Origin of the sequence: Bacillus sp. 166amftsu, assembly GCF_900107445.1 — a bacterium.
GTDB lineage: Bacteria > Bacillota > Bacilli > Bacillales > Bacillaceae_G > Bacillus_A > Bacillus_A arachidis.
Genome location: NZ_FNQA01000007.1, coordinates 1 through 12,209, shown reverse-complemented (window position 1 = coordinate 12,209; position 12,209 = coordinate 1). Strand labels below are relative to the sequence as shown.

Sequence of the window (12,209 nt, the reverse complement as noted above, 5' to 3'; positions counted from 1 at the left end):
GGATGAAAACTATAAAAAGCTAAACTTTTATAAATAAAAAATATTTGTGCATCAAAAAAATAGCCCTCACTCAAGGCGTTGGGACACCTTTTTCCCTTTTAGAACTAAACGAACAGATAGAAATGTTATTGAATATGAAACATTAATCATAGTACATTTAAAAAAGAGAGAATTTTTCATAAAGAGGGTGAGAAGATGCTTGATACAGCTGAGAATTCAATAAGGAATCAAATGTATACAGTAGAAGAACAACAAAAGCTATATAAAAGAACATTGGTAATCGTAAGTATTTCACAAATGTTTGGTGGCGCAGGATTAGCTGCTGGTATTACTGTAGGTGCACTTCTTGCGCAGCAAATGCTTGGAACCGATGCATTCGCAGGATTGCCAGCAGCCATGTTTACAATGGGATCTGCAGGAGCAGCGTTAATAGTAGGAAGGCTATCTCAACGTTATGGGCGCCGGATCGGGCTTGCGACAGGATTTATGGTAGGTGGGCTTGGGGCTATTGGTGTCGTGATTGCCGCTTTAACAAATAGTATTATTCTCTTACTTGCTTCCCTGCTCATATATGGTGCAGGTACAGCAACAAATTTACAAGCTCGTTATGCTGGTACGGATTTGGCCAATACGAAGCAAAGGGCAACGGCTATTAGTATTACAATGGTTATGACGACATTTGGTGCAGTTGCGGGACCAAATTTAGTAGGCACAATGGGGAGTTTCGCTCTTTCTCTTGGTATTCCTGAACTTGCTGGTCCGTTCATATTATCAGCAGCTGCATTTTTATTAGCAGGTCTCGTACTTTTCGTTATGCTTCGTCCAGATCCATTAATAATAGCGAACATGATAGAAACATATAAACAGGAACATACAAATAAAGGGCATACGAGAGTTAACAAACCGATAGCAAATAAAAGGGGTGTTACAGTTGGGGCCCTCGTTATGATACTTACTCAAATTGTTATGGTTGCCATTATGACGATGACTCCTGTACATATGGAGCACCATGGGCATGGATTAAGTGAAGTGGGTCTTGTTATTGGATTTCACGTAGGAGCGATGTACCTTCCGTCACTTGTTACAGGAATCCTTGTTGATAAGATTGGTCGAATGGCAATGAGTATTGCTGCCGGGGTTATACTACTTAGTGCGGGTGTGGTAGCTGCCATTGCACCGAGCGATTCTTTAATACTCCTGATTATTGCTTTGTCTTTACTTGGATTAGGATGGAACCTTGGATTAATAAGTGGGACTGCTCAAATTGTTGATGCAACAGAACCTTTAACGCGTGCAAAGACACAAGGGAAAGTAGATGTTTTTATTGCGCTGGCAGGTGCCTCTGGGGGAGCGATGTCAGGCATGGTGGTAGCAAATTCAAGTTATGCAGCATTATCATTAGCTGGAGGAGCTTTAGCCTTGTTGTTTATTCCTGTTGTGATTTGGTCTCGAAAAAATAGAGAACATGAAATGAAATAGAAGTCTTGAAAGTGTTGTTTATTTGTTTGTGATGACGGTAAAAAAGAGGTGGATAGATATTTACTAAAAGAACATAAAGAGGTTATTACACAACATGAATCTTAAAAAATTGTAAGAAGTAAGTCTACTTTTTATAGCTTAGTAGGGGATGAAGCCCTTAAAGTTGTATTTTATTGGAGGGCTTGTCTGCAATCATATTAGTAATGTAATGTTTAGTGTTTGCAAAGATTTAAGCACATAATGAGAATTCAGGAATGAATATAGTTGATTGCTGTATAGGGAGTATGGAGTTGTTTTAAAAGTTTCTTTTGTAATAAAGATTTTGATATAAACAGAAATTGTAATTCTATTTTTTGTAGAATTACAATTTCTGTTTTTTATTTGTATCAGTTTGTTCGTTTTGTGCATACGTTGTACTTTTATAAGGGGTGATTTACTTTGAAAAGTAAGTAAATTTAGAAATTAATATTTAGGGTTGTGTTATAATTTTCCTGTAAGTATGCGGAGCAACAGAAGTAAAGTTATAGTTTAAATTAAAGTAGTATCCAAATGTTTGGAGTAGAGAACTAAAACAACTTACAAAAAAATTTTATGATGAAATAACATTAGAGTGTGATTTAGTTGATTGAATTTTAGAGACATAGAATAACGATAGAGAAAAATGAATACGCATCAAGATGTATGACAGTTTGATTGGGAATCTAAGTGATTTAGAGAATGAACTTTACCATAAACAACAAAGGAATTAGAAGTTGCTCGGTTTGATTTCATATTCGGAAATACAAGCAAGGAAAAAGTTATAAATCAGCTGATATTCTTGGAGGAGAAATAATTGAAAAACAAATATATAGAAAAACTTGTTGAAATTATGTTAAAGCAAATGCCAAATCTAGCCGAGAAATCGATGTTATTTGCATTTTATGATGGTATTGTCACAACGTATCACTATTATCATTATGAAGCTGATGGTGTAATACGCCATGATCCAGATGATCTCCCATCTGATGAAGTGATGGATTATATTCAACAAGTTCGTGATAATGATGAAGTAACATGGACGGCGTTTGTTTTAGCTACTCACACAGATAGTACATATTTAGTTGATTACTTTGAGGATTTAAATCCAATTTTAGAATGTAGTTCTGCCCTACTGTGGCTTGAATATATCCATTATAATATCGAGCCAAGCTCTGATTTTTGCAAATCCCAACTAGAACAGGCTATAAAGGCTGAGAAGTTTAAGAAAACATTAAACTATGCTTGCATGAGGAATGACATAAACGCGGTAAAAGAAAAACTAAAGGATTGTAAACAAACAATCTTAAATAAGAAAGGACCTGATAAAAAGACACCACTTCACATTGCTTGTTTAAATGGTAACGTGGAAATTGTGAAATTATTAGTTGAAGCTGGTGCAGATGTAAAAGTTAAATATCATGGTCAAACACCTTTTGCACTTGCATGTATGAAAGGTGACATGGAAACAGTAAAATATTTTATTCATAAAGGTGAAGATGTAAATGAAGTAATGGTCAGAAAGGAAATGCCACTTCATTTGATTAGCGGTTCTGGTAATAAAGAGATTATGGAATATATACTAGAACGTGTTAACAATATAAATGCCGTTACAAGTTGGAAATATTCAGCATTGCACTACGCAGTTGAAGGGGACAATGTGGCAGGAGCAAAGGTTTTAATTGATAAAGGACTTGACCTGGAGATAGTTGATAAATACAAAAGGAGTGCACTAAGCCTTGCTTGTAATCGTAATAGGCCAGAGATGGTTGCGTTGTTATTAGAAAATGGAGCGAATATTAATAGTTTAGGACAAAGCCAAATTACACCATTACATATTGCATGTAAACAAGGGTTTATTGAAGTTGTTCGAGTATTACTAAAATATAAGCCTAACTTGCATGCGAAAGCAACATTATATAGTATGCCACATAATGAGGAATTAAAAGAAACACCTATTGAAACGGCTAAACGGCTTGGACATGAAGAAATAACCAACTTGTTGAGTTTGAATGTGTAAGAAAGAATGAAAGAGACAATAACATTTTGAGTTAAGTGAAGTTGTTAATGTATATATTGAAATTCTAGGTGCTTACATTAAGGATTTTAGTGAATGTCAAAGATTGTATTTTAAGATAGTGGAGAATGAATGGCTTTCTAGGATTTGGTTACTGCTGATAATGAGACGTTATGTTAACTAGGTTTGAATATCATATACATCGTCTTTTCTTCAAGTATGTTATAATCACAAGGAGGGTAAAACCCTTATCCATTTTTTATAGGAGAGTGTTTAACATGATTATCAAGTTCATTCGTTTACGTTAATTTTAAACACAATTCATTATGTCTGGCTTTTTTTCAAAACGTGCAGGTTTATTTGAGCGTGTCTTTTTTTATTAACTAAATACGAATGAAATGAGGAGTTAATCATGAATAAAAAGATTAATAAAGTTAATGGAATTGATATATGTACAGAGAGCTTTGGCAATCCAGCAAATCCAGCAGTCCTACTGATTATGGGAGCCATGTGTTCAATGGTTTATTGGGATGAAGAATTTTGTCAACAATTAGCTGATACAGGCCGATATATTATTCGTTATGATAATAGGGATGTCGGACGGTCAACTACTTATGAGCCAGGGAGTTCCCATTATACTGTGGTAGATATGGCTGATGATGCCGTTGGGATACTTGATGCATATCATATTGACGAGGCACATATTGTTGGAATGTCATTGGGTGGAATGATCGCTCAAATTGTAGCCTTAAAGCATCCTCAGAGAGTGCTAAGTATAACTTTGATTGCATCAAGTATTTTTGGTTCTGATGACAACAATCGGAATTTGCCTCCGATGGATGAGACGATACTCGCTTATCACGCTAATGGAGCCACACTAAATTGGTCGGATGAAGAATCTGTTGCAAATTACTTGGTTACAGGATCAGCTTTACTCTGTGGTTCAAAGCATAAATTCGATGAAAAGAGAGCTTATAAGCAAGTAGAAAAAGAAATAAAACGAGCAAATAATCTACTCAGTATGTTTAATCACGCTCTTCTTAAAGGCGATGATTCTTATGAGGGAAAGTTGAAAGGAATTAATATACCTACTTTGGTTATCCATGGTACAGAAGATACAGTGCTTCCATACGAGCATGGCCTTGCCCTTGTTAATGAAATTCCAAACGCTTTCTTACTAACCCTAGAAGGATCGGGTCACGAGATTCACTTTGACGATTGGAATGATATAATTAACGCTATTTCGAACCATACTTCAGCCCTGTAATCATTATAGGAATCATATAAAACAAAAAACACTTGGAAAAAGGGTTACAATTGAATTTGTACCCCTTTTTTCTATATAAAAATCAGTTTTGGAACTGTTACTCAGTTAAAGAATATTAATGCCTAGTAATTGATATTTCCTTCCAATAACGATAATTATGTAAATGGGCTGTCCAAATGGATGGCCTTATTTAATTTTTTGCTTAGCGTGGTTTTTTTTCAAAATGCTGGCGGTACCCCATCACTATCAAGCTAAGAAAAGCAAATACCCCAAAACGAGAGAATTGACCTCCCGAGGTGAACTGTATAATTTTTTTTGTTAGGGGGCGTTATAAAAAAGAAATACCCTTTCCTATAATCGATGTTGCATGAGCTTAACCTGACGGCAATGTAGATTTAAAATAAAGTTTGATAATTTATAATAAAGATTGATAATTAGTAAAAGAGTTTGATAAAAAGGTCTATTTTGTAGGGAACTTGCTTATGCATAAAATAAAACTAATTTTTTGTATACAGTAGCTATAAACTCTCTCGAGATTTGGAAAATAGATTCGCGAATCAACCAGGTTTCCAACCTGATGTGGTGATGAGCTGCGAAGCTATTATGAGTGCAGTGACATAATTAGGAGGTTTCCACTATGACAGCTTTATTTAAACCTATGGCGTTCCATCTGAAAACTGAACGACTTGACCTGAGTATGTGGGAGGAATCCGATTCAGCCTGGTTTAGAAAATTAATTGGCGAACGTGGTGTGGACATGCCAACCCTTGACTCCGTTCGTAGCTATCTTATTGAGATGCGCAAGAAAGCGGCTGAAAATGGCATTTCTCTTCTCACTATCCGTAGGCGAGACGAAGGCGATTTCATCGGGTACTGTGGCTTGATTATCGGCCGTTCCACCCTTGAAGAGCCTGAGATCGCATACGAGTTGTTCCGCAGTGTTCATGGTAAAGGATATGCGACCGAGGCAGCATCCGTTGTGCTGGACGCTGCGATTGCTACCGGGCGTCACAGACTTTGGTCGACTGTGGGCGCTTGGAATGTTGCGTCCCTTCGAGTTCTGGAAAAAATAGGATTTAATCGACATCACAGTACGTGGGACGAGCGCGGTGAGATTGTTTGGAACGTACGCGATTTTTAGAGATCCCGACCTAATTCGAAACTATGGAAAAGGAGAAAAGGTCATTAGTTTAGGGGAGAATCCACATCGCTATCAACCTAATAAAAAAAATACCCCCTAAAATGAAAAAATACGCTATTCTTTCTGTAGACTCATAGGAAAGGATGGCGTGCACTTTAATAGCACAGGTGCTAGAATTGTTGCAGCCGAATATGCGTCGACTATATATAGATCGACTCTTATATAACAGGCATTAGGTAGTAGCAATTAATTTTGTATAAGATAGGGTGCATGAAGGAGGAATTATGATGGGGGAAGGTAGGAAAGTTTCTATAGTAACGGGTGGTGCATCGGGGATAGGCCAGGCGCTTTGTAGCGAATTAGTATCTCGTAATGTCTTTGTCATTATCGCAGATATTAATAAAGTAGAAGGAAAAATTGTAGAGACTGAGCTAAACGAAACTGGAATCAATTCTAGGTATGTGTACTTAGATGTTACACATTTTGAAAGTGTGGAGCGAACAATTACGGATATATATAAAGAGTTTGGTAGATTAGATTATCTCTTTAATAATGCTGGTATTGCTATGTATGGCGAATTTTATGATATGTCGATTGAAGACTGGAAAGAAATCATGAATATTAATTTGTGGGGAGTCATTTACGGAACTCAAGTTGGGTATAATCTTATGAAAGATCAAGGATTTGGCCATATTGTGAATACAGCATCAGCAGCAGGACTTGGTCCCTCTCCTATATCCTCAGCTTATTCTACAACGAAACATGCGGTTGTAGGTTTAACGACATCTTTACATTATGAAGCAGAAGAATATGGGATTAAAGTAAGTGCATTATGTCCGGCATTTGTTGATACTCCTATTTTTGATACCGCAAAAGCAGTTCATATTGATAAATCTGTGATGACAGAACAATTGAAAAAACAAAAAATGATGTCTCCACAGCAACTTGCGAAAATTACCATCAATGGTATTCATAAAAATAAGCCAATTATTTGTCCAATGTCAATGCGAAGAACAATGGATATTATTTTTACTTTGTTTCCATCAGTTCATAGAAAATTGATGAGATTCGTTTGTCAAGTAAGTAGAAAAGCTCGCATGAATTAATAAAAAAACACGCTATTCTTTTTTGTAGAAATACAGGGAGGAAAGGCGTTTTTTTTATATGTATATCTATTTTGATTTTTCAACATATAAGTAGCTGTTATGCAAAGTAAAACATGCTCTCCACTCGCTTTCTTTATTTTCATCCTTGCATGTGTTGATTTGAAATTAAGCTGCACAGTATATAAAAAGTCATATCAATTTGAAAAAGATGAACCAAAATATCTTATTTCAATAACAACTGTGATTTTATGTTAAGAAAGGAATGATTATTTTCAATCCTTATTCTATAAAGGTTCATTATTCGTACTTGTTCTTCGGTTAATTCCTCTTTATTCCAGTACGTTTTTTTAACTTTTCATTTTCTTATAAATACAATATTTTAATCAAAATGGGTGTTTTTGCCCATCCCCTCGAAAAGGGGGAATAAGAAAAAAGCAAGCTTCCCTTTTAATATAACAGAAAGCATAACTTTGCATAAAATGCAGGTTTATGCTTTTTTTGTGCAAGAATATACTTCTCAAAAGTCATGTAAAAAAGATATTTTAGCGGTTAGCCTTATAAGTGTTTGGTGTGAAACAATTAAAGAATTAGAATTACTAGGGGTAGCACCACATTGCTATCAAGCTAAGAATTACAAATACCCCCAAAACGAAAAAATTGACATCTCCAGATGAAAATGTACAAACTTTTTGTTTTTGGGACACTTCAAGATACAACAAAAACAAATTACTAAAACTGCAACAAGGTTTCTAGCCAAAATAATCTTTAGTGCAAAGAATTCGTAGTTTTTATCCCAAATAAATGTAACATCTTATAATTTTCACGTTTTTTCAGTTAAACATATAATGTGTTATTCAGTTTATAGTAATATATTCTTTACTTTTTGTAAAAAATATATTACTATTGAGTTGAGATAACTGTGTAATAGAAGAGAGGAATGACATGCTCGAAAATAATATAGCGGTAGGAAGAGCTGAAAAAAGATGGACGCAACAACAATTAGCAGATGCAGTTGGTGTCAGTCGACAAACTATAGTAGCTTTAGAAAAAAATAAATATAACCCTTCTTTGATTTTAGCTTTCAAAATTGCTAATTCGCTTGAGAAAGAAATAACTGATGTATTTAAATATGAGGAGGATGAATGATGGTTAATATTGCTACGATTGTAATTTGTGTGTTGGTAGTATTAGTGTTCATTGCAGAAATTTACAAAATTACGTTTGAACGTCGGATGGAGTCACAAGATGAGAGAGGACAAATGTTCATCTTTAAAATTAAGTCACTATCTTATACGGTTCTAACGGTTGGTATATTAATTGGAGTAGCATTAGTAGCAATATTTAAGTTAATAGATAAGGAATATTTTATTTATTATGTAATGCTTGTGTTTTTTATTCAAAGTATAGCATCATCCATTTATTTGGCTATGGTTCGGAAAGTATAAAAACGGTTTACTAGATATAGGAATTACGTCCCATCGCTATCGAGCAAACTGTACACAAATATTAAAGTTGTTAAAAAAATAATAAAGTCCTTTAAAAATTAAAATAGTTATTTAAAAAGATGGTATGAATTGGAATTTCACACCATCTTTTTATTTGTATGCTATATAATAAAAAAAGAATATTTCGATATTATGTTCGTAAAAAAGGGCTGTATGCAGGAGGGGTTAATCAAATGTTAGGGTTACCCCATAGCGAAGTTTTTTTAGTTCCTTGGACTGAGGAATGGGAAATCGAATTTTCAAAAGAGAAACAATTGATTGAAAAACAAATTGGAGAATACATTTTGGCAATACACCATATTGGAAGTACTTCTATTCCACACTTGAGTGCAAAACCTATTATTGATATTGCGATTGAATTAAAGAATTTTGAAAATGGTGTGAAATGTATTGCTAAGTTAGAACAGTTAAATTATAGGTATAGAAAAGATGTATTACCTGAAAGATATTATTTTAATAAGGGAGAACTGAGAACACATCAAATTCATATGTATGAAAAGGGTAATAAATATTTAATTGAACAATTGTGTTTTAGAGATTACTTAAAAAATAATAAAACTGCTCGGATTGAGTATGAACAGTTAAAGATTCAACTTTCACAGGCTAATCCCAATGATAAACATAAATATGCAGATGATAAAACAAACTTTGTTAAATCTATATTGGCTAAAATAAATAATTAAAAAAGGAGGCTATGTGTAACTATTCGCCTTCCGAAATTAAACAACTTTAATATTCTTAAAAAATCGTAAAGCGAAAGAAAAGCTAACCTTTTAAACATTTTTAGTAACCATCCATCAGCGTACAGATAAATGGTTACTTTATTTTTAAGAATATAATTAAACGACTTTATTATCTCTATACATAATAGATTTATTTTTCTCTAAATTCTGTTTATCATAAAAATAACAACTTTTTAATGAGAGGTGTCAAGTTTGGAAACAAATATTTATTTTATTCGACATGCACATTCTCCATTTATTTATGGACAAGAACGAAAACGACCACTTTCCAAAGAAGGGAGAGAGTCTGCGACAAAACTTGTAAACTCATTACAAGATATCTCTTTTGATACGGTATTATCCAGTCCCTATACTCGTTCCTTACAAACATTAGAAGGATTAATTGACCCCTCAAAAATCATTGTTAAAGAAGATTTAAGAGAAAGAACACTTAAAGGGAATTATAAATTGCCAGAAAATGAAATTGAACTTGCAATAAAAAAATCATTTGAAGATTTAGATTTTCGTTTAGAAGGAGGAGAAACTGTTAGAGAAGCACAATGTAGATCACTACCGATAATATTTAAAATTATTGAAAATCCAGCTTTTAAAAATGTAGCTATTGGTACTCATGGTAATATTATGACTTGTATAATGAATTATTTTGATAATTCATTTGGATACACTTTTTGGAAATCTACAGAAAAACCAGATACCTATAAGTTAACTTTTAATGGTTATCATTTAATTTCTGTTACAAAAATAAAATTTTAGATATTTTAGATTCTGATATTATTTTATCTTTTTATATTAAATGAGTACTTAGCGTTATTTCAATACATCGAGAGTTGGAATAACCGCAAACAAATACGTAGTAGTATTTGTTATAAAATATCTCAAGTAATAATTGCTAATTGTATATTCTTAAGGGGGATTTATATGTATAAACAAACTTTATGTTTTATCAAAAAAAACAATGAATTACTTATGTTAAATCGTGAAAACTCTCCTATAAAAGGGTTGTGGAATGGGGTTGGAGGAAAAATAGAAGATGGAGAGACTCCTTCGGAATGTATAATTCGAGAAATAAAAGAAGAGACCGGTATTAATCTAGATACGGTCGAATATAAAGGAACTATTACATGGAACGTTAATAATTCCTACTCAGGTGGTTTATTTGTTTTTCTTGCTGAAGTACCTAATACATATTTATATAATACCCCTAGAAAAACAGAAGAAGGCATTCTAGACTGGAAAAAGATTTCTTGGACTATAGATAATACGAACTTAGGAGTTGGCGAGATGATACCAGCATACTTACCAATCTTGCTAAACGATCAAAATAAATATGAGCATGCATGTATAATTTCTAATGGTAAATTAGTAGGGTACACATATAAAAAATTAGGTTCTGTAATGCTTTAAGAAAAGAATTTACTTTTTAGTAGACTACATGCTACTAATTTAAGGCTTTAATTTATAGCTGTAGAATAAATAATAATAAATAAAGAGAATGATCAATATATAATTTAAGGAGAACTAATGTACATTTATTTTTAAATGTGAGTTCTAAAAAAATAAAAGCCTTTTCTCAATACCGAGAAAATAGGCTTTTTAGCATAGACTTTATTTTCCACATTCACAATCATCTAAATAATATACAACAAATATTTCCCGATCTTCATCTATTTCTGATGCACATCTTTTTAATGGCCTGCCCTGTAGAGAAGGATTAAAAATTAAAAGATGAGGTAGTAAGTCAGAAGTACTTTCTTTCTCAAGAACATGAAGCACCTCTCTTTGCGATGGGTCATCTTCATATTTTCGGTATTCAACACATCTAAAGTTATATTTCTTTGATTGAGTTAGGTAAGTTGTTTCTTCCTCCAACTTTTTAAGTTTAATTCTCACTACATCATCAACCCAAGAACCTATATTCTCGTAAACTATACCATTACTTACAATGTAATCAGTTATTAATCTCGCAGATAGCTCTTCATTTTTTAAGTTTTTACGTGAAAATAAAACTTCTTTCGTTTCAGTAATATATTCAATGGTATTCATTTTTGCATCAGCCTCCCTCACTTAGTTTAAAATTAGCTTATACTATAAATAAGACAGATTTTGTCATATTTATTGAAAAAGGTGATTAAATGTCTAAGACTAAACGTATCATTAGAATCATGCTGGCATTAAACAATAATAATTCCATTACTGCAAAGGAACTTGCTAAATCCGAAGGAGTCTCAGAGAGAACAATCCTCCGAGGTATACAGGAGCTAAATGAAATTTACTTTCCAGTCTATTCAGAAAGAGGTAGAAATGGAGGATTTAGTACAATAAAAAATAAAATGATCCCTCCTATTTGGTTTAGTGAGGATGAAATAATAGCTTTATTTTTTGCAATAGATGCCATGCAATATGTTGGCTCCACTCCTTTTTCTTCTTCATATGAAGTAATTTTAAATAAACTGTTCAATATGATTCCTCAGGTAACTTCCGATGCAATTGAGAATACTAGAGACAAAATCTTGATGTGGCAACCGAATATTAAAGTAGATAAAAAGACGCTAAGAGACCTTTATGATGCATCTATAGAAGAGAAAACTGTAAATATCTTATATGAAACAACAGAAGATGAAATCTATAGAGAGATAGAACCTACGGGCTTATATGTATATAACGGGTATTGGTATTGTCCTGCTTACTGTAGAATGAGAAGAGGCATAAGGCTTTTCAGAGTAGATCGAATTAAAAAAACAATCATTAATTCTAACTCTCATTCCACTAATATCCATTTGAATGTTAAAGAATGGTTGTATTCTGAGTATGAATCTAATCCCATAAAGCTCGAAGTGAGTTTAAGCAAAGAGGGAAAAAGAAAAGCTGAGAGCATATCATGGTTAAGAGATAATATGGAATATAATTCGGATGGAACCGCGAAAATAACAAAGAAT

General features: G+C 33.3%; 12 protein-coding genes and 1 pseudogene. 11 read left to right on the top strand and 2 right to left on the bottom strand.

Annotation, left to right across the window (positions count from 1 at the left end):
- Window positions 1-195 precede the first annotated feature (195 nt).
- The 5 genes from BLV40_RS17085 to BLV40_RS17065 all read left to right on the top strand — a co-directional run bounded on the left by BLV40_RS17085 (window position 196) and on the right by BLV40_RS17065 (window position 7,025).
- Window positions 196-1,479, top strand: coding sequence for an MFS transporter (locus BLV40_RS17085; protein WP_090692157.1), 1,284 nt, complete (start codon window positions 196-198; stop codon window positions 1,477-1,479).
- A gap of 832 nt (window positions 1,480-2,311) precedes the next feature.
- Window positions 2,312-3,514: an ankyrin repeat domain-containing protein gene (locus tag BLV40_RS17080; RefSeq protein WP_139265560.1), complete on the top strand. Its 1,203-nt coding sequence runs from the start codon at window positions 2,312-2,314 to the stop codon at window positions 3,512-3,514.
- Between the two features lie 409 nt (window positions 3,515-3,923).
- A complete protein-coding gene (locus BLV40_RS17075) occupies window positions 3,924-4,778 on the top strand; it encodes an alpha/beta fold macrolide esterase (protein ID WP_090692153.1) in 855 nt (284 codons plus the stop codon).
- A gap of 637 nt (window positions 4,779-5,415) precedes the next feature.
- On the top strand, window positions 5,416-5,919 hold the full coding sequence (locus BLV40_RS17070) for a GNAT family N-acetyltransferase (protein WP_002158110.1): 504 nt from the start codon (window positions 5,416-5,418) through the stop codon (window positions 5,917-5,919).
- 287 nt (window positions 5,920-6,206) lie between these two features.
- A complete protein-coding gene (locus BLV40_RS17065; RefSeq protein ID WP_090692149.1) occupies window positions 6,207-7,025 on the top strand; it encodes an SDR family NAD(P)-dependent oxidoreductase in 819 nt (272 codons plus the stop codon).
- Between the two features lie 223 nt (window positions 7,026-7,248).
- On the opposite strand, the pseudogene BLV40_RS29815 reads toward BLV40_RS17065, so the two are convergent.
- Window positions 7,249-7,365 (bottom strand): annotated as a pseudogene (locus BLV40_RS29815) (protein kinase); the annotation flags it as partial.
- A 602-nt stretch (window positions 7,366-7,967) separates the two neighbouring features.
- Between BLV40_RS29815 and BLV40_RS17055 the strand changes: the two are divergent.
- The 5 genes from BLV40_RS17055 (at window position 7,968) to BLV40_RS17035 (ending at window position 10,677) form a co-directional block, all read left to right on the top strand.
- Window positions 7,968-8,171, top strand: coding sequence for a helix-turn-helix transcriptional regulator (locus BLV40_RS17055; protein WP_026592059.1), 204 nt, complete (start codon window positions 7,968-7,970; stop codon window positions 8,169-8,171).
- A complete protein-coding gene (locus tag BLV40_RS17050) occupies window positions 8,171-8,470 on the top strand; it encodes a hypothetical protein (RefSeq protein ID WP_090692142.1) in 300 nt (99 codons plus the stop codon). The genes BLV40_RS17055 and BLV40_RS17050 overlap by 1 nt, the downstream gene beginning before the upstream one ends.
- A 233-nt stretch (window positions 8,471-8,703) precedes the next feature.
- The gene (locus BLV40_RS17045; protein WP_090692139.1) at window positions 8,704-9,213 is read left to right on the top strand and encodes a GrpB family protein; all 510 of its coding nucleotides are present in this window, start codon (window positions 8,704-8,706) and stop codon (window positions 9,211-9,213) included.
- 252 nt (window positions 9,214-9,465) lie between these two features.
- On the top strand, window positions 9,466-10,026 hold the full coding sequence (locus BLV40_RS17040; protein WP_090692136.1) for a histidine phosphatase family protein: 561 nt from the start codon (window positions 9,466-9,468) through the stop codon (window positions 10,024-10,026).
- 165 nt (window positions 10,027-10,191) lie between these two features.
- A complete protein-coding gene (locus tag BLV40_RS17035; RefSeq protein ID WP_090692133.1) occupies window positions 10,192-10,677 on the top strand; it encodes an NUDIX hydrolase in 486 nt (161 codons plus the stop codon).
- A 201-nt stretch (window positions 10,678-10,878) separates the two neighbouring features.
- On the opposite strand, the gene BLV40_RS17030 is transcribed toward BLV40_RS17035, so the two are convergent.
- On the bottom strand, window positions 10,879-11,316 hold the full coding sequence (locus BLV40_RS17030; protein WP_090692132.1) for a hypothetical protein: 438 nt from the start codon (window positions 11,314-11,316) through the stop codon (window positions 10,879-10,881).
- Between the two features lie 119 nt (window positions 11,317-11,435).
- Between BLV40_RS17030 and BLV40_RS17025 the strand changes: the two genes are divergently transcribed.
- On the top strand, window positions 11,436-12,209 hold a 774-nt coding region (locus BLV40_RS17025), incomplete at its 3' end, for a helix-turn-helix transcriptional regulator (protein ID WP_244525421.1).